At 36.8% G+C, this 19,178-nt stretch carries 13 protein-coding genes; 6 read left to right on the forward strand and 7 right to left on the reverse strand.

What is annotated here, in order from left to right; genetic code table 11:
• Positions 1 to 24 precede the first annotated feature (24 nt).
• From IW16_RS10710 to pnuC, 5 genes are all read right to left on the reverse strand, one after another.
• Positions 25 to 2,592 carry a TonB-dependent receptor domain-containing protein gene (locus IW16_RS10710; RefSeq protein WP_034743592.1) on the reverse strand — a complete coding sequence of 856 codons (2,568 nt, stop codon included), beginning with the start codon at positions 2,590 to 2,592 and terminating at the stop codon, positions 25 to 27.
• A gap of 170 nt (positions 2,593 to 2,762) precedes the next feature.
• Positions 2,763 to 3,788 carry an endolytic transglycosylase MltG gene (gene mltG, locus IW16_RS10715; RefSeq protein ID WP_034743597.1) on the reverse strand — a complete coding sequence of 342 codons (1,026 nt, stop codon included), beginning with the start codon at positions 3,786 to 3,788 and terminating at the stop codon, positions 2,763 to 2,765.
• Positions 3,789 to 3,816: 28 nt separating this feature from the next.
• The gene (dapF, locus tag IW16_RS10720; RefSeq protein WP_034743600.1) at positions 3,817 to 4,584 is read right to left on the reverse strand and encodes a diaminopimelate epimerase; all 768 of its coding nucleotides are present in this window, start codon (positions 4,582 to 4,584) and stop codon (positions 3,817 to 3,819) included.
• A 92-nt stretch (positions 4,585 to 4,676) separates the two neighbouring features.
• The gene (locus tag IW16_RS10725) at positions 4,677 to 5,363 is read right to left on the reverse strand and encodes a hypothetical protein (protein ID WP_034743603.1); all 687 of its coding nucleotides are present in this window, start codon (positions 5,361 to 5,363) and stop codon (positions 4,677 to 4,679) included.
• A 4-nt stretch (positions 5,364 to 5,367) separates the two neighbouring features.
• Positions 5,368 to 6,039 carry a nicotinamide riboside transporter PnuC gene (gene pnuC, locus IW16_RS10730; RefSeq protein ID WP_034743605.1) on the reverse strand — a complete coding sequence of 224 codons (672 nt, stop codon included), beginning with the start codon at positions 6,037 to 6,039 and terminating at the stop codon, positions 5,368 to 5,370.
• Between the two features lie 166 nt (positions 6,040 to 6,205).
• Here pnuC and IW16_RS10735 point away from each other — a divergent pair, with 166 nt between their 5' ends.
• From IW16_RS10735 to IW16_RS10750, 4 genes are all read left to right on the forward strand, one after another.
• Entirely contained in the window at positions 6,206 to 7,747 is a 1,542-nt protein-coding gene (locus IW16_RS10735) for an APC family permease (protein ID WP_034743607.1), read from the forward strand.
• Between the two features lie 56 nt (positions 7,748 to 7,803).
• Entirely contained in the window at positions 7,804 to 8,817 is a 1,014-nt protein-coding gene (locus IW16_RS10740) for a beta propeller repeat protein (protein ID WP_034743609.1), read from the forward strand.
• A 267-nt stretch (positions 8,818 to 9,084) separates the two neighbouring features.
• Positions 9,085 to 10,443, forward strand: coding sequence for an oxygen-independent coproporphyrinogen III oxidase (gene hemN / locus IW16_RS10745; protein ID WP_034743611.1), 1,359 nt, complete (start codon positions 9,085 to 9,087; stop codon positions 10,441 to 10,443).
• A gap of 6 nt (positions 10,444 to 10,449) precedes the next feature.
• Positions 10,450 to 11,658, forward strand: a complete 1,209-nt coding sequence (locus IW16_RS10750; RefSeq protein WP_034743614.1) for a hypothetical protein — start codon at positions 10,450 to 10,452, stop codon at positions 11,656 to 11,658.
• A gap of 4 nt (positions 11,659 to 11,662) precedes the next feature.
• Here IW16_RS10750 and IW16_RS10755 read toward each other — a convergent pair whose 3' ends face one another.
• Positions 11,663 to 13,033 (reverse strand): PQQ-dependent sugar dehydrogenase, encoded by a 1,371-nt coding sequence (locus IW16_RS10755; RefSeq protein ID WP_034743618.1) that lies wholly within the window; start codon positions 13,031 to 13,033, stop codon positions 11,663 to 11,665.
• A 218-nt stretch (positions 13,034 to 13,251) separates the two neighbouring features.
• Here IW16_RS10755 and IW16_RS10760 point away from each other — a divergent pair, with 218 nt between their 5' ends.
• Both IW16_RS10760 and IW16_RS10765 read left to right on the forward strand, forming a co-directional pair.
• Positions 13,252 to 16,161 carry a protein translocase subunit SecDF gene (locus tag IW16_RS10760; RefSeq protein WP_034743621.1) on the forward strand — a complete coding sequence of 970 codons (2,910 nt, stop codon included), beginning with the start codon at positions 13,252 to 13,254 and terminating at the stop codon, positions 16,159 to 16,161.
• Between the two features lie 301 nt (positions 16,162 to 16,462).
• Positions 16,463 to 17,689: a TCR/Tet family MFS transporter gene (locus IW16_RS10765; protein WP_034743623.1), complete on the forward strand. Its 1,227-nt coding sequence runs from the start codon at positions 16,463 to 16,465 to the stop codon at positions 17,687 to 17,689.
• A gap of 164 nt (positions 17,690 to 17,853) precedes the next feature.
• On the opposite strand, the gene IW16_RS10770 is transcribed toward IW16_RS10765, so the two are convergent.
• On the reverse strand, positions 17,854 to 18,798 hold the full coding sequence (locus IW16_RS10770) for a hypothetical protein (protein WP_034743626.1): 945 nt from the start codon (positions 18,796 to 18,798) through the stop codon (positions 17,854 to 17,856).
• Positions 18,799 to 19,178 lie beyond the last annotated feature (380 nt).

The following is a 19,178-nucleotide window of genomic DNA, read 5'->3' on the forward strand; positions in this document are numbered from 1 at the left end:
TTCGGGATTTTTTGTGTATTCATATTACATTGGAACTTGTTGGTCGTCGCCAGTTGCATTAGAGTTAATATCTTTTTTCCTTTTAGGCTGTTCTACCTTCTCACCTTGTTTGAATCTATAGGTCAGAGAAACTGAAAACTGTCTCGGTTGCCATTGCATATAAGAATCTCTTACACTGTTCGCTGTATATGTCGTAGATCTCATGGATCTGGTATTGAAAATATCCTGAACATTAAATGCTAAAGTTCCATCGCCTTTCCAAATTGTTTTGGAGGCACCGAAGTTGATCGCATACATATCTTTTCTATCCTGATAAGCCGTGTTCTGGGCCCCTCTGTAGAATCCCTGTACCTGGAAACTGAATGTTTTATCAACTTTAATTGTTGAAGAAAGTCTTGCTCTTGTTGAAAAACCTTTACCATTAAAATCAGCAACAGCCTGAATGGGTTTACCATCTTTATCAAAGGTGTCATATAGAGTGCTTCCTTTTGTATTGTAACCAAAAAGATCTACATTTCCTAAGAATTTCAACCAACTTGTTGCATCCCAGTTGAAATTTAAATCTAAACCGAAACGGTCATCGGTACCGAGATTAATTGGTTTTGTATGAGATACAATACGCTCGCGTTCAACCAGATTAGCATCAAGATATGTTTCTTTCAGATTGAATACCAGCATTTTTGTGTCATCAGTCTGATGTCTGTAGTACAAGGTCGGGTTGATTGTAAATTTCTTTTTTGAAATGCTATACCCAAATTCGAAGGAGTCTACGTACGATGGATTAAGATTAATATTTCCATCAAAAATATTTTGATTATCATTATAGTTCGGGTTAGGAATCATAAAGAATGATCTTGGGCGGTCAATTCTTCTTGTATAGTTCACCAACAACTGATTATCCTTTGCAAATTCATAACTTAAATAAACGCTTGGAAATAAATTATTATAGTTTTTGGTTGTAGCAAGGAGCGGCTTCGTAGGATCAAGGTTTTGGTAATTAATATCTACTCTGGATAATTCATCCCTTACGCCTAACTGATATCCTAATTTACCTATTTTGCTTTTGAACTGTAAATAAAAAGCATTGAAAGTCTCCTTATAGGTGGCATCATAAGTATATGGCTTAAGGAAGCTTAAGGTTGGAGCCTGAACGGTACTCTGAAAAACTTCATTACTATAATCATTCGTATTGATGTCTATTCTGTAACCTGCCTCTAACTTTGAATTGTCACCAATCGGCAATTCATAATCAGCTTTACCTATAACCGATTTGTTAATTGTGTTTTGGTTAACAATATTGTTTAGTAAAAATGCGCCATTTTGAGTTTCATTAATGTTTGTATCATTGTATGATCTGCTCCTTTGTAAGCTTAATGATAACGATAGATTCTGACCTTTGTCATCAAATTTATGATCTAAACCAAAATCTCCCTGGAAGGCTAAATTATTATTGGTTCCAAAAGTTGATCTGTTAGAAACACTATTCGGATCTGTGAAATAAGAATATTTATAATCAATGTTTCCAATATTCTCACTGTCAAAAGTTCTTACAGTTCCTGAAGCATTTACCGATGTCTTTTCAGAAATATCATAAACTATACCTGCAGAAGCATTATAGTTATTGTTTTTACTCTTCGTTTCAGAATCCTGATTTCTGGTAACTAAATCACTGCTTTTCGCTGCATTCGTGAAAAAATCATCTGTCCTGGTTGTATTTTTAGACTCTCTGTAGCCTCCACCGCCATTTAGAAACCATGTAAAGTTTCCTTTTCTCCAGTTTAGGTTAGCATTCAGATTGGTTTGAGGAAGATATCCTAAAGTTCCGATCACACTTCCATTGAACCCCGTCTTCTTACTTTTCTTTAAAATAATATTTAGAATACCTGCTGTTCCGCTTGCTTCAAATTTAGAAGAAGGATTGGTGATCACTTCAATTCTATCGATCTGATCTGCAGGAATACTTTGAAGAGCATTGGCACCATCATCTATTCCCAGTAAAGCAGACGGTTTTCCGTTAATCAGGAATCTTACATTGGAGCTACCTCTCATCGAAACGGTGCCGTCCGTATCCACAGAAACAGAAGGGACATTAGAAAGGACATCCTGAAGATTTCCCCCTTTACTTACAATATCCTGAGAAGGGTCGTAAGTTCTTTTATCAAGTTCTACTTTATAAGGTTTCGTGGCTGCCGCTGTGATAACGACACCCTGTATTTCCTGTGTTTTACCGTCTATACTGGTTGTTGCTTCGGGTTGTATAGATAAAGCTCCGATATTTCCTGCTCCGGCAATATTTTTGTTAACGATGCTCTTCTTGTAGTCAATAGCTTCTACTGTAATGTCGTAATTTCCGGGAGCTAATTCCAGTTTATACTGTCCTTTTTCGTCGGTGAGCACAGCATCGCTTAATGACTTGTTCGCTTTATTGCTAAACGTCACAGAAGCATAGGGAACCGGTTGGTTTTGTTTGTTGACAATCATTCCCGTAATGCCTGCTTTCTCCTGAGCAAATGCCATAGCAGCTGCAGAAAGTACAAAAGTAAGCGCCAGCGTTTTTTTTGTGAAAATGTTGACAATTTCCGTCTGATTCATAAGGTATTTTTTGTGTAAAATCGTAAGATTATAACCCGAAATATTGTGAAATCATTAATTGGGTTGATTTTCAAAATATTGCGATTTATGTATTATTTATAGATGTATAAGTCGTGCTTAAGTGTTAAAAGTTAATTGTAGTATTGTTAAAAAAAAGTTAAATTAGTTTTTTATTTTATATTTTTTGAATTCAGCCAGTCCTGATAGGCTTTTGCATTGATTGCATGCTCTTCTGCGCTGGCGGTAAACTTGTGAAAACCAAATCTTGCCGGGTCAGCACACATAAATATATAGTTATTGCTTTCTGCATTTAAAACAGCATCCACTGAGTTCTTATCAACTACACAGATCGGTCCAGGAGGGATTCCTGCATTGGCGTAGGTGTTATAAGGTGAAGGTGTGGACAGATGTTTATATAGAACCCTTTTTATAGGTTCCTTAAAATTAGTTTGCTTGTTGATCGCATAAATTACTGTTGGATCAGATTGGAGCTTCATTCCTTTTCTGAAACGGTTCAGGTATAATCCTGCAATGGTCTTCATTTCATCTTTTTTACCTCCCGATTCCTTATAAACGATAGATGCCAATGCGTAGATCTGATCCCTGGTAAGACCGGACTGCTGTTCCTGATTCTTTCTTTCGCTGGTCCAGAAAGCAGTGTACTGTTCGTCAAATTTTTTGAAAAACTCTCTTGGGCTTACGGTCCAGAAAAAATTATAGGTATCAATAAAAAAGTATTTTTTTAAATCTTCTGCATTTTTATATCCCTTTTCTACTGCTACCTGATTAAGGTCATTGACAAAATGTAAAGAATCAAGCTCTGTTTTTTTTGTCACTTTGCTTATCATCTGATACATATCTCCGAAATCTCCTATTCTGAAGCTGTTCTCCGACTGGTTTCCGGCCTTGATCATATTCACAAGGTTGGTGTTTCCAGCTCCCGATTGAAAATGGTAACGGCCGGGTTTAAAATATTGTTGCAGGTCTTTATCTCTGGCCACAGCTTCAAAAGCTTCCTTATCTTTTACATATGGACCTACGGAGTCAAGGATTTGCTTGAAATCCGCCTTGTGAGGAATCAGGACATAGCCATCCTTTTCCACATTATTGCCATAATATTTGTTATAAAATCTCAAACCAAAAAATCCTGCCGCTCCAAAAATTACAAGAGCGATGACGAGAACAGTTTTTTTCATTCTTAAAAAATTGATTAAAAGTTTGTTTTTAAATAAGATCTATTTTGCCTCTAAAAACTTGCTTTGCAGGACCTTCCAGCCAAATGTTTTGAAAAGAATTTCCATTTTTCTCAGCATGAACCTTAAGATTACCTCCCAGGGTTTTAACTTTTACAGAGATTAGATTATGTTTTTGCAGAAAAGTTAAAGCAGAAGCTGTAACTCCTGTTCCACAACTAAAAGTTTCGTCCTCAACGCCTCGTTCATAGGTTCTTACAAAAATTTCATCATCTGTAATTTTTTCAACAAAATTGATATTGATCCCATTTTCTTTGTAATTTTCTGAATTTCTGATCCCATGTCCTTCTGCAAAAACATTATAATTGACCAGATCTTCCACGTATTTTACATAATGCGGCGATCCGGTATTCATTACGGAATCTTCTCCGTCGCCTGAAATAGTTTCTACATCAATCATCTTTAATTTGATAACTCCATTATGAATCTCAGCTTCATGTTCACCGTCTGTGGCAATGAATTTACATTTGTCCTCAAAAATATCCAGAAAGAATGCAAATGCTACCAGGCATCTGCCGCCATTTCCGCACATGGTACTTTCTCCACCGTCAGAATTATAATAAACCATTTTGAAATCATAAGCATCATCATTTTCCAGAAGGATAAGTCCATCGGCACCAATTCCGAAACGTCTGTCGCAAAGTTTTTCAATAAGATCCTTCTCCTTTGAGAACTGGAGATCACGATTGTCTATCATCACAAAATCATTTCCAGTCCCTTGATATTTATAAAATTCCATATTTTTTTAGTCTAAAATTAACGAGCAAAATTAACATATTTAAAATGAAAAACGAACAGTGTTAGCTGTTCGTTTTCTTATTTATAATCGTTTTATCTAAATCCTCCTCCGCTGGACTGCTGTCTTGTAGAACCGCTGTTTTGCTGAGTGTTGTTTTGTGAGCTTGTACTTCCTCTGAATCCGCCGCTGGATGTTTCAGTTCTGGTACTGTTTTGATTTTGAGGGGCTGGCTGCGTATTTCTAAAACCACCGTTGCTCTGATTGCTCTGATTGTTCTGATATGTGCTGCCTGAATTCCTGAAGCCTCCCGTATTTTGGTTGCTCTGTGGCTGGCGCTGGTTGTTATTATTGGAACTGCTGTTGTTATTTCTGAATCCATTATTCGTACTTGTTCCTCTGTTGTTATTTAACCCGCTATTGTTACTATTGTATCTGCCTCCGTTATTATTGCTTCTGGTATTCTGGAATCCGTTACTAGGTCTTTGCGATGTTACAGTCGTTTTTCTTTCTACATATACTTTTCTTCGGCTGTTTCCTGAATTGTAATAATAATAAGGAGCTCCATTATCATAGTAATAATTGACATCATTTCTGTAATAGTAACCGTCATTTCCGTAATAACCACCGTTTCCGTAATAACCGGAAGGAGCATAATATGATCCGTTGTTATAATAAGGATCTCCATAGCCATTGTTTGAATATCCGTCAGCATAGGCTAAACATGAGGTCAAACTACTCATAGCAATGATGCTAAATGCTATTTTAAATAAATTTTTCATGACTTTATTGTATATTTTTCTTTTTTAAACTTTTTTGCCAATTGACGTATCCTAAGATCGCCATTATAGTAAATACCAAATATTGAACCGAAGTGATTCCAAGCTCCTTAAAAATCATCATGGGGATGCATATGAAATCTCCAATAATCCAGAAAATCCAGTTATCAATGCGCTGTTTAGCCATAAACCACATTCCTACTAAAAATATTGAAGTGGTGATCACATCCAGCCAATTCGCCCAATCAAGATGATACAATCCTAAGCTTGCCCCATCCATAGAAAACTGATTATCAATATAAGGTTTGAAATAATAAATAATGGTGACCAGAGCTAAACTTAAGAAAAAAAGAACCCCGGCAAACATTCTTTCTTTTTTTGTAGCCCAGCTTACCTCTACATGAATATGGTCTTCTGAATTTTTGGACCATAGAATCCATCCATAAATACTCATCGCTGTATAATACACATTGATCATACAGTCGCCAAGAAGACCGAAATTAAACAGAATATACACGTAGATCAACGTTGAGATGATACCGGTGGGGTAAACCCAGATATTCTTTTTAATTGAAAAATAGACGCTCAAAATTCCGAAAAACGTACCGGCAGCTTCAAGGATAATTTGTACAGCACTGTAGCTTTCATACGGCTTCAGAAAAAGATCATATAAATTCATGCGATCAAAAATAAGCAAAAATTAACACTTTTGAAAATAAATTAAATAATGTGTAAATCAGTTTTTTAAAGCTTTTAATATAAAATAAATCACGAAAGTTTGTCAATAAACGTTAAGGTTTGTAAAATTTTTATATTTTCGTAAATCTTTAATTAAATAAAAAAACATGTCTAAAATTTGGGTTAAGAAACCAATGAGCGCCTATGAAGCTGATATCAAAAAAAGCCAGCTGAAGCGCGTTCTGGGGAAATGGAGCCTTACTGCTATCGGAATCGGAGCAATCATTGGAGGAGGAATTTTTGTGCTTACGGGAACGGGTGCTTATTATAATGCAGGTCCTGCATTGGCACTTTCATTCGTAATTGCGGGGATCGCCTGTGTATTTGCTGCACTTTGTTATGCAGAGTTTGCTTCCATTCTTCCGGTTGAAGGATCAGCATATGCTTACGCTTATGGAACAGTAGGAGAAATCTTTGCCTGGATAATAGGATGGGGGCTGATACTGGAATACGCTATGGGATCTATGACCGTCGCCGTGTCCTGGTCAGGATATTTTACAAAACTCCTCAAAATGTTCGGACTGCATCTGCCTGCTTATCTTACAACAGATCCGCAGACCTATATTGCAGCTGGAAACTCCGGTTTCTCAATGAACTTACCCGCATTTTTAATCGTTTTCTTTGTAATTTCTATCCTTGTAAGAGGAACAAAAGGAGCTGCCAAAGCGAATAATTTTATTGTAGTATTAAAGGTTTCTGCTATTATTTTTGTGATTATAGCAGGAGCGTATATCATATTAAACTCTGCAGATCCATTTAAAAACTGGATTCCTTTTATTCCTGAGCCAACAACCATTACGGAAAATGGGGTGTCGCATTCTGCTTACGGCGTAGCCGGAGTAGTGGCTGGTGCATCTGCTATCTTCTTTGCTTATGTAGGTTTTGATGCCGTCTCAACACAGGCTGGAGAAGCTATTAACCCTAAAAAAGATGTGCCGTTTGCCATTATCGCTTCGTTGATTATCTGTACACTTTTATATATTCTTGTTTCTTTGGTATTAACTGGAATGATGCATTATACAGACTTTAATCCGCTTGGAAAATATCCTGATGCGATCAAAGCTCCTGTAGCATATGCATTTGATATTGCAGGATATGCATGGGCCGGATATATTATTACGATTGCAGCTACGGTAGGATTGATCTCCGTATTGATGGTAATGATCATGGGACAGTCGAGAATTTTCCTGGGAATGTCTAAAGACGGATTAATTCCTGCCACTTTTTCTAAAGTAAATCCTAAAACAGGGGTGCCTACTAAGAACCTTCTTATCCTGGGAGTAGTCATTGCTATTGTTGCATCTCTTACACCAATCAACGATCTTGCTCACATGACCAGTTTCGGAACTTTATTTGCGTTTACAATGGTATGTGTGGCAGTTTGGGTATTAAGAGTAAAAGAACCGGGACTTCAGAGAAACTTTAGAGTTCCTGCTTTACCTCTTATTGCATGTTTAGGTATTGCCATCAACGTTTATCTGATCTTTAACCTGAGCAGGGAAGCACAAATGTATTCTTTTGCATGGCTGATCATTGGATTCTTCGTTTACTTCCTGTACAGTAAAAAACATTCTAAGCTTCAGAACGGAGGCTATGGAGAAACTTTCAAAGCAGAACAGGAACCATTAGAAAAACCTGATTTAGATTAAAAAAACATACCCTTAAAATCCGCAGATTACTGCGGATTTTTTTATTTTTGTTAACTATGAAAAAAACTTTTTCCATTTTATTTTTATGTCTGGGAGTGTGGGTGTTTTCTCAGCAAGTAGAAAGTTTTACCACGATATTCAATGACAAGATAAGCATAAGAGCCCTTGAAATTTACGGTAATAAGGTTTGGTACAGCGGAACAGATTCAAAATTTGGTTTTGTAGACCTTAAGAATAAGGAAAATCAAAAGCAGTTAATTCTTTCGGTTCAGAAACTTCAGTTCAGAACTTTGGCTCAGGATAAGAATTCATTTTATGCGATTAATATAGAAAGTCCCGCATACTTTTTTAAAATCAACAAGAAGGATCTGAGATCAGAAATTGTTTTTACAGATACTGTTAAAACAGCTTTTTATGATGCATTACATTTTGTGAACGATCAGCTGGCTTATACTTTCAGTGATGCAGATAAAAGCAATATGCTGAAATTGGCTGTTTACAGAAAGGGAACATGGGGAATGTTGAAAAATAATGTACCATTGAACGGTGGTGAAGCCGCATTTGCAGCCAGCAATACTAACATTGCTTCAACGAAAAAATATCTGTGGATTGCCACAGGAGGAAAATCTTCGCGAATATTAAGATTAAATTTTAAAACTGAAGAAATAGAAATGTTTAACACGCCTTTTATTCAGGGAGAATCTTCTCAGGGAATGTATTCCATAGATTTTTATGGTGATCAATTCGGAATTGCAGTAGGTGGAGATTATACTAAGCAGGAAGAAAATATCAACAATATTGCGACCTCGAATGATGCTGGAAGAACATGGCAGATACAGGCTTCTGGTAAGAACGCAGGATATACAACCTGTGTGAAGATTAAGCCGGGATCCAACGGTAAAGAAATCATTTCAGTAGGAGACAGGCATATCAGTTATTCTTCTGATTTCGGAAAAACCTGGACGAAAATTTCCGATGAAAAAGGATTCTTTGTTTGCAGTTGGGTAGATATGAATACTGTAGTTTTTGCAGGAAAAGACAGAATTTCAGTGATGAAACTGAAATTTTAATTTATTTATCACTGGACAGTAAAATAAATTTTAAAACAGATTTAATGATGAATGGTAATTTATTGAAAGAACTGCATCAGAATTTCAAATCTTAGGTATAGAATTTATCATTGTAATAGAAATTCCAGCATCTGCCGTATTTAGACTCATTATAAAATACAGCCTAATATATTTCATGGTTTAAAATTCATTCGTAATGGTTAATTTTGCAGGATGAAATTTCTTTTAGGTTAAATTTCATGATTCGATAATATTTTAAATTTTGAAATGAATTCTTTAATAGATAAGTATAATATTCCCGGACCTCGTTACACGTCTTATCCCACTGTTCCCTATTGGGACGAAACTACCTTTTCACCGGAAAAGTGGAAAGAGACTGTGATCAGGTCTTTTCATGAGAGTAATGCAGAGGAGGGGATTTCTATTTACATTCACCTGCCTTTCTGCGAGGCATTGTGTACATTTTGTGCGTGCCACAAGCGTATTACAAAACAGCATAGCGTTGAAATTCCTTATCTGGAAAGTGTTTTAAAGGAGTGGAAACTTTATGTTGAGCTTTTTGAAGAGAAACCGAAACTGAAAGAGTTACATCTTGGTGGCGGAACTCCTACGTTCTTTTCTCCTCAGAATTTGAAAACTTTGTTGGAAGGAATCTTTGAGACCGTTGATATTGCAGAACATCAGGAGTTTTCTTTTGAAGGACACCCGAATAATACCACCAAGGATCATCTTCAGACTTTATATGATCTGGGTTTCAGAAGGGTGAGTTTTGGAGTGCAGGATTATGATCCTAAAGTTCAGAAGGCTATCAATAGAATTCAGCCTTTTGAAAACGTGAAAAACGTAACAGAATGGGCTAAGGAAATTGGGTACAGAGGAATTAGTCATGACCTTGTTTTTGGTCTTCCGCATCAAAGCTGGGAGGCTATGGAATATACAATCAGGAAAACAATGGAACTGAAGCCGGACAGGCTTGCGTTTTATTCTTATGCACACGTTCCATGGGTGAAAGGAGTAGGGCAGAGAGGCTTTGATGAAAATGACCTGCCAAGCGGTGAAGAAAAACGCCGTTTATATGAAGATGGGAAAAAGCTTTTGGAAGACTTAGGATATATCGAAGTCGGCATGGACCACTTTTCGCTGGAACATGATGACCTTTACCAATCCCTGATTCAGAAAAAACTTCACCGGAATTTTATGGGATATACATCGAGCAATACTCAATTGATGGTAGGTTTGGGCATGTCTGCAATTTCAGATTCCTGGTATGCATTTGCCCAAAACGTAAAAACGGTAGAAGAATATCAGAAGATTGTTGAAGAAGGTGAGATTCCTGTGGTGAAAGGACATATTCTGGATGACGAGGATTTGACGGTAAGAAGACATATTCTGAATCTGATGTGTCAGCTGGAAACAACTTTCACTGATAAAAACTCTTTCCCTGAACTGGACAATGCATTTGAAATGCTGAAGGAAATGGAGAAGGATGATCTGGTGGAGATTTACGATAATCAAATCAAAATTACCGAAAAAGGAAGAGCTTTTACCAGAAACGTTGCTATGGTTTTTGACCTTAGAATGATGAGAAATAAGCCGGAAACAAGAATTTTCTCTATGACGATATAAGAAAATATGAACCGGAAGTTTCTTGTTACCTTTTTATATGTATATGCTTTGGCTTTCAGTTTTGTAAAGACTGTAAGGCTTCCCAATCAATGGTCTGAGGCTCATTGGCTCATGGATTACCGGTTTGGATTTATCAAAAGAGGTTTGGCAGGAGAAATTTTCGGATTCTTTTTTGAAAAAAATGTACTCAATATCCAGATACTTTCAGCAGTCATTCTTTTGCTTTTATATGCTGCTATTCTAACAATCTCATTAAGGACGACTTTTGAGAATTACAGCATCCGGAAGGTTTTATTTTATCTGGTCTTTTTTCTTTCGCAATATGTTGTGCTTTCAGCGCACCTCATAGGTTATCTGGATCATGTGATTTTTCTGCTGACCATACTGGCGGTCTATCTTATCAGAAATAAAAAAATATTTCTGGCTTCGTTGCTTGCCGTATTTTCGGTGGTCATACATGAAATATCTTTTTTTCTTATGGTTCCTGTTTGTCTTTTTGCATTGTTGATCTACGAAATGCCGGGTAAAAGCATCGTTTTTTCAAAGGATCTATTTAAAAAAGTTGGAATTTTTCTATTCTTTCCATTAGCAGCAACTGTTTTAATCTCAGTTTATCAGGAAATCTGGGGAAAAGAAAATGATCAGCTGATCTTTCATTATTTAGAAGGTACAGGCTTTATCAGCAAAAAAGTGGCGCTTATGATCTCATCTGCCTATACGGAAAGCTTTGGAACATATCTTAGGCAGCAGAGTGTCTATTTCGTAGACAGGCTTTTTCTAAGTAAAAACACTTTAAAGTTTGGACTTCCCATTCTGTTTATGATGTATTTGGTATATAGGGAATTCAAAAAAATCAATAGGTATGTTATTTCCCTTTTGGTTACGGTTTCACTATTTCCATTACTACTTCATGCAGTGGCATGGGATGAGTTCAGAATTTGGGCATTTCCTTTTATGATTCTTTTTCTGGGGTTCTGGGTGATAAGCAGCAGATATAAAGCTGACGAGATTTCTGACGCTCGATTATCGTGGTTTGAAATTGTACTTTTTATTATTTCCGTCATTCTTGTTGCAATCTTTCAGAATAATCTTTTTGAAAATGAAATTGAAAGACTGTCTAAAATTCAGAGGTGCATGCTGCTGGTTCCTATGGGTGTCTTAACAGGCTATCTTTATTTAAAAAAAAGCCCCAATAAACAAATATTGAGGCCTTAGATTTTTATTTAATGATAAGTTTCTGACTGTAAGATTTTATCTCACCTGATTTTATAATCAGATAATAAACTCCCGGCGGTATTCCTGTAATGTCAAGGCTTCCGTCATTTTCTATTTTTGCTTTATCGAGTGCTATTTTACCTTCGGTACTGATAAGATCTGCAGTACTTCTCAGGTCCGTAAGGCCCTCAATGAAAACTTTTTCAGAAGCGGGATTGGGATGGATGTAAATAGAATTTGAGGCTGTTGTTTCCTCTGTTCCCAGTGTTCCTGTCGTAATTTTAAATATCTTCCCACTCGTCACTGCGGCTACAAACAATTCTTTCTGGGAATTCTGTCCGAAAGTCGAAAAATTATTACCTGTACTTGCAGGTCCCCAAACAATGGAATTATCTGCATTCAAAACTCCGATTTGTGTAGAACAGTAATCAGCAAATATGTATTTGCCCTGAAGAGACGGGTATTGAGCGCCTCTATAGACGTATCCGCCCGTGATCGAACATCTTCCTCCTGAATGATTATAAACTGCGACAGGGAAAGTCATGGAAGCCATAGTTCCGCATCCTGCCGTATTGTAAGCGTTATTACCTTCATAACAACGCCATCCGTAATTTATTCCTGCCTGTGTAATAGGCATTCTGTTGATCTCTTCAATCGCTCCCTGACCCACATCAGCGATCATAACATTTCCTGTAGTTGTATCAAATGAAAATTTCCATGCGTTTCTAAGTCCATAAGACCAGATTTCATCAAGTCCATCAACTGATGTGCCTGCAAAAGGATTTCCTGGTGGAATGTTATAAGGGCCTGTAGCATTCACATCGATTCTCAGCATTTTTCCCAAGAGTGAATTTTTATTTTGAGAATTATTTTGAGGATCTCCGCTGCTTCCTCCATCCCCTGTAACTACCCATAGATTTCCATCAGGAGCAAAGTGAATGCTTCCTCCATTATGGTTGTCAAATGGTTTGGGAATATTAAGGAGAATCTTTTCAGAATTAGGATCAGCTACATCCGGATTGGTAGAACTCACAGAATATCTGGCTACGATGATATTTCCTGCTGTATTATTATAATACACAAAGAAATATCCGTTGGTTGTATACTGGGGATGGAAGGCCAAACCCAGGAGACCCCTTTCTCCACCGTATAGAACTTTAGAACTGATATTGATAAAATCAGCGCTGTTAATCGTTCCATTGGGTTGAATAATCTTGATGATTCCGTCCTGTTGGACGACGAAAAGCCGGGTGTCATTAGCGTTCGTAATTTCAACGGGACTGGTTAGTCCGGACGCAAATTCTACTAAATTAATGCTTTGACAATTAGCAATTAAAGAAGAAAAGATGCCTAAAGTAAAAAGTAGTTTTTTCATAATATTTTGATATTTAGTGTATTGATATGTGAATGAAAATTTTATACCAATCGGAATTTGAAAATTTCATTACGATAAGGAAGAAAAATTATTAAATCTTAAATAGAAATTAAAACCCCGATATATCTGAAAATAAACCATTTCTGCTGTTAAAAAATTCATAAAATAATAATAAAATCATTATATTTGCCGACTTAATTTAACGTAGTTATAACAAAATGCAAGGAAAAGGACTTATTACAATTGTTGCTATTGTACTAGGGTTAATTTGCTTAAATGAGCTATTACCAACTTGGTACGCCAGCAAAATTGAAAGGCAGGCGACTGCTGTTGCAGGAGACAATCCAGAGAAGTATCAGAAAGAAATTACAAGACTTTCTAAAGATACTTTGAACTTAGGATTCACAAAACTTTATTACACTAAAGCCAAAGACAAGGAAATGAAACTTGGTCTTGACTTGAAAGGTGGGATTAACGTTCTTTTGGAAATTAACCAAAGAGACTTAGTGAATGATTTAACAAATTATTCTACGAATCCTATTCTTATTGAGGCTTTAAACAAGACTGATGAAGTTCAGAAGAATTCTACAAAATCTTATATTGATAATTTCTTTGATCAGTTTGAAGCGATCAACAAAGTGAAAGGAACCAACCTTAAGCTTGCTGATCCTGAACTTTTCGGAAATACCAATTTGTCAGAGATCAAGTACAATACTTCTGATGATCAGGTAAAAAGTATCATCAAAAGAAGAATTGATCTTTCTGTAGGAACAGCTTTCGAAGTAATCAGAACCAGAATCGATAAAATGGGTGCTGTGCAGCCAAACGTTCAGAGAGTACCTGGTACAGCAAGAATTTCTGTTGAAATGCCTGGTATGAAAGATATCGATAAGGTGAAGAAAATGCTTCAGACTTCAGCAAAACTTCAGTTTTGGGAAGTACAGCAGGTTCCTGAAATTGCTCCATATTTCCAGACATTGGCTACAATGGTGGCAATCAAGGGTGATTCTATGGGAGTTGCGAAGAATACCAACTTCATGAATCTTTTAAACCTTGACAAATTAAGATCAAATGGTGTTGCCAGCGTAAAACTTTCAGACACTGCTGCTATTAACAAAATTTTGAGCAGTAAAGTAGGTCAGTCATTACGTCCGGCTAACATTAAATATACTCAGTTCATGTGGGGTTACAAACCTGAAGGTACAGATACTGAAAGTTTAGTATTGTATGCGATCAGAGGTAACATCAACCAAAAAGCTCCTGTAGACGGTGCTGTTGAAACTGCAAGTATTGGCTACGATGAGCTAAGCAGAGTGGTAGTAGACATGCAGATGGATTCTAAAGGTGCTAAAGAATGGAAAACATTAACAGAGAAAAACGTAGGTAAGCCTGTAGCGGTAACGTTAGATGGCAGAGTGTATACTGCGCCAAACGTTGTGGGTGCTATTCCTAACGGTAGAACTCAGATCTCGGGTAACTTCTCTCAGGAAGAAGCTAAAGAACTGGTAGACGTTTTAGGAGCGGGTAAATTACCTGCAGGAGCAAAAGTAGTTCAGGCTACTGTAGTAGGACCGTCATTAGGACAGGAGTCTATTAATGCAGGGGTGATCTCATTTGCTATCGCATTTTTAATTATCATTGTGTATATCATTTTCTATTACGGTGGTGCAGGGGTGTACGCGGTAATTGCAATGATTATCAACTTATTCTATATTTTCGGAATTATGGATTCCGGAGACTTTACCCTAACGCTTCCTGGTATCGCGGGTATTGTACTGACGATGGCCATGGCGGTGGATACGAACGTAATTATTTACGAAAGAACAAAAGAAGAACTATTTGCAGGCAAGAGCATCTTAGAAGCTTATAAAGATGGTTTCAAACATGCACTAAGTGCAATTGTCGATGGTCACTTAACGACGTTATTGACAGCTGGTGTGCTTTTCTTATTCGGAACAGGACCTATTAAAGGATTTGCTCTGACATTAGGAATTGGTATTTTAATGACATTCTTTACTTCTGTATTGCTTTCAAGAGTAATGATCTTCTCAAGACTGAACAAAGGAAAACATCTTTCTGTTTGGACAGCTCCTACGAAGAACCTATTCAGAAATACATGGATCGATTTCATCGGAAAGAGAAAATATGCATACATTGTTTCTGGTATCTTAACAGTAATTTGTGTAGCATCTATTGCGATCCACGGATTCAAATACGGGATCGACTTTACAGGAGGTAGAAACTATGTTGTAAGATTTGATAAAGCTGTAAATGCTGAAGATATTGAACAGAACTTAGTGAAAGTATTCAAAACTGAAGACGGTAAAAACTCTTCTGTTGAAGCTAAAACTTTTGGAAATGACAGACAGCTGAAAATTTCTACAGATTACCTTATTGAGGATGAATCTTTAAAAGCTGACCAAACTGTAGAGCAGAAATTATACGAAGGTTTAAAAACAAGCTTACCTGCTAATACTACATTGCATGATTTCAAATCTGCAGATAAAGAACATGCTGGAATTATTTCTTCTGAAAAAGTAGGACCTACAGTAGCAGACGATATCAAAACTCATGGTATTCTTGCGGTAGTAGCTGCATTAGCTGGTATCTTTATCTATATCTTATTGAGATTTAGAAAATGGCAATTCTCATTGGGAGCTGTTGCGGCTCTATTCCATGATGCAGTAATTATTTTGGGAGCGTATTCATTGCTTCATAAATATATGCCGTTCAATATGGAGATCAATCAGGATTTCGTTGCAGCGATCCTTACGGTACTGGGATACTCAATTAATGATACCGTTATTATCTTCGATAGAATTAGAGAGTATTTAAGAGAGAAGAAAGCTTTAACATTGGCTGGATTATTTGATGACTCTATTTCCAGTACACTAGGTAGAACATTCAACACTTCATTTACAACAATCCTTGTTATTCTGGCAATCTTCATTTTCGGTGGAGATAACCTTAGAGGATTTATGTTTGCCATGTTGATCGGTATTGGATTCGGTACCTATTCATCTATCTTTATTGCATCGGCTATCGCGTACGATTTCCTTAAAACAGGGAAAGAAGACGAGGTACACGGCAAGACAACAAGTACCAAAGAAGTACTTGCTTCAAAGTAATTTAAACTACAATAAATAAGTAAAGGCCGTTTCGAAAGAAGCGGCCTTTTTTTGCTTTGAGTTTCGGGCTTTGAATTAAAGGATTTGAAATACCGAACCCGGAGTAATAAATTATTAGGCCCTGAATTCAAAAATTTAATATATAAAATCCAAGGTTTAAATTTACATTTACAAACCTGATATCTCGAATGTGATGTTAGGTATCTCAAAACTCGGGATCCTAAATCCGTACCACGAAATTTTTCTCAGAAACCACAATTTAGAATCATTATATTTTGGATTTGATTAATTTTGCAGCATTATGAAAAACTCAAATAAGAAAGCGGCCATCAGCTTTATATTTATCACCTTACTGATTGACATCACTGGATGGGGAATCATTATTCCTGTAGTTCCTAAGTTAATTGAAGACCTTATTCATGCCGATATCAGTGAAGCAGCGAAATATGGTGGATGGCTTGGTTTTGCATATGCATTTACGCAATTTATATTTTCTCCCGTTGTAGGTAACCTGAGTGACAAATACGGAAGAAGACCTATTATTTTGATTTCCCTTTTTGGATTTGCAGTAGACTATATTTTTCTTGCCCTGGCACCTACCATCTGGTGGCTGTTTTTGGGAAGGATTATTGCCGGGATCACAGGTGCCAGTGTAACAACAGCCAGTGCCTATATTGCGGATATTTCAACTGATGAAGACAGAGCTAAGAACTTTGGGCTTATTGGGGCAGCTTTTGGCCTTGGATTCATTATTGGACCTGTACTGGGTGGACTTTTGGGGCATTATGGTGCCAGAGTACCTTTCTACGCAGCGGCAGGTTTATGTCTTTTAAATTTCCTTTACGGATACTTTGTGCTTCCTGAAAGTTTGGATAAAGATAAAAGAAGAGAATTTGACTGGAAACGCGCCAATCCGGTTGGTTCATTTAAATTTCTGGGTAAACACCCTGAAATTTCGGGACTGATCTTTGCCTTGATTTTAATCTATATTGCAGGACATGCAGTACAGAGCAACTGGAGTTTTTTCACCATGTACAAATTTAGCTGGACGGAAAGAATGGTCGGTATTTCGCTGGGAGTCGTTGGTCTTCTAGTGGGTTTGGTTCAGGGAGTTCTGATCCGCTGGACAACTCCAAAACTGGGCGAGCAGAAAAGTATTTATTATGGGCTTGCGTTGTATGCATTGGGAATGCTTTTATTTGCTTTTGCCAGCGAAGGCTGGATGATGTTTGTATTTCTTATTCCTTATTGCCTGGGAGGAATCTGCGGACCTGCGCTACAGTCGGTGATTACGAAAAGTGTTCCGTCTAATGAGCAGGGAGAACTTCAGGGCGCATTGACGAGTTTAATGAGTGCAACTTCCATCGTGGGACCGCCATTGATGACCAATCTGTTTTATTTCTTTACCCATGACGAAGCACCTTTTGAATTTTCGGGAGCACCGTTCTTTCTGGCATTTATTTTAATGGCAATAAGTGTCGTGATGACGTATTATGCTTTTAAGAAAAGCAATAAGAAATTGGTTTAAATACAACCTTAATAAAGGAATAATTTAGAAGTTTGATGGGGTTATAAATTTTATAAACAGTACTGAACTTCTTTTATGCCATATTTAAGAATATAAAAATAAAGTGGGGAAGCTACCGAAAGCTTCCCCACTTTTTATTGAAAATATAATAATGTGTTCCGTGTTTATGGATAAAGTGATTTTGTTCCGTTACTTACGATATTGCTTCCCAAACCGGAAAAGGATACAGAGAAGTTGCTTGTATTAAAGCTTAAAGAACCGGTAGGAGTACATAATCCAAGTGCATATCTGCATTGTCCGTAGGCACCTGTTTTCTTAGTTACCTTACTTTCACTCTTGGCTTTTCCTAAGCTGATATTTCCCCAATCACTTACATCTACATTAGAAACAGTAGAACCGGAATAGTAGATGGTGATCTGGTATCCGATTTCTCCTCTTTTGGAACCCCAAAGCCATTTGGCAGTCCACCATTCTTTAAACCATTTTGAAGATACTTTAGCCTGAGCATCGATAGGAGAGACCTCCGAATTCCCTCTACTGTCCATCATAACAAGTCCGGCAAATACATTGTCCCATAGTATTCCTGATTCATTGTAAAAACATAGAGAAGTGAATGCTTCTCCTTTGTAATTCCACGAAATTTCAAGAAGATCTGTACCTGTTTTGATCTGATCAGCAGCTGCTTCTCTAAGTCCTTTTTGTGCTTCCGCCAATTGGTCTCCCGAGAACAGTGTACCGGTTTTTCCCACTTTTACAGTTTCAGGAGCAAGAATATTTCCTTCTGCAATAAACTGTTCTTTATCAGAAATCAAATCCTGAGATATTTGAATGCCTTTCTGTGTGGAAAGTTTCCCTAAAACAGTAATTCCTGTGATTTGCAGATCATTCTTTAAATACTTTTCGAGGTTTTGTTTAGAATCATTGATCTGAATCTGAACATTTTCCGGTACAGTCTTTAATCCAGGTGTAATTTCTTTTTTCAGATCAGCTGCGGATACTTTGTTGACAGGAGTTTCCTGTGTCATGTCGCTGTTGTCATCCTGACAGGCTGTAAGCATTAATACCGATATAACGGCAAAAAGCTTGAAGGTATTAGCAAGTTTCTTCATAGTAATATGTAATGATTTTATGTATACTAAATATAATGAAATTAAATATAAATCCCGTTTATTTGAATTAAATATTTGTTAACTGAAAGTTTTGAAAAGATTATGGGAGAGGGAAGAACCGAAAATAAGAATGCAGGATCTCGGATATTAAGACACCGAATTTCTCGTAAGAACCAGGCAGTTGTGAATTTTATTTTGTAGGGGAGTTATGAATTTTATGCTGTAAGAAACAAGATACCAAATATCAGTAGATCATTAACTCAAATACCACTTCCCAAACCCATTTATTCTAAACCAACATATACTCAAACCCAGAAACACTCTTAAAATATTAAAATTTGTTTAAAATTTTAGTTTACTGTCAATAAATGTCTAAACTT

The organism is Chryseobacterium vrystaatense (assembly GCF_000737765.1).
Lineage (GTDB): Bacteria > Bacteroidota > Bacteroidia > Flavobacteriales > Weeksellaceae > Chryseobacterium > Chryseobacterium vrystaatense.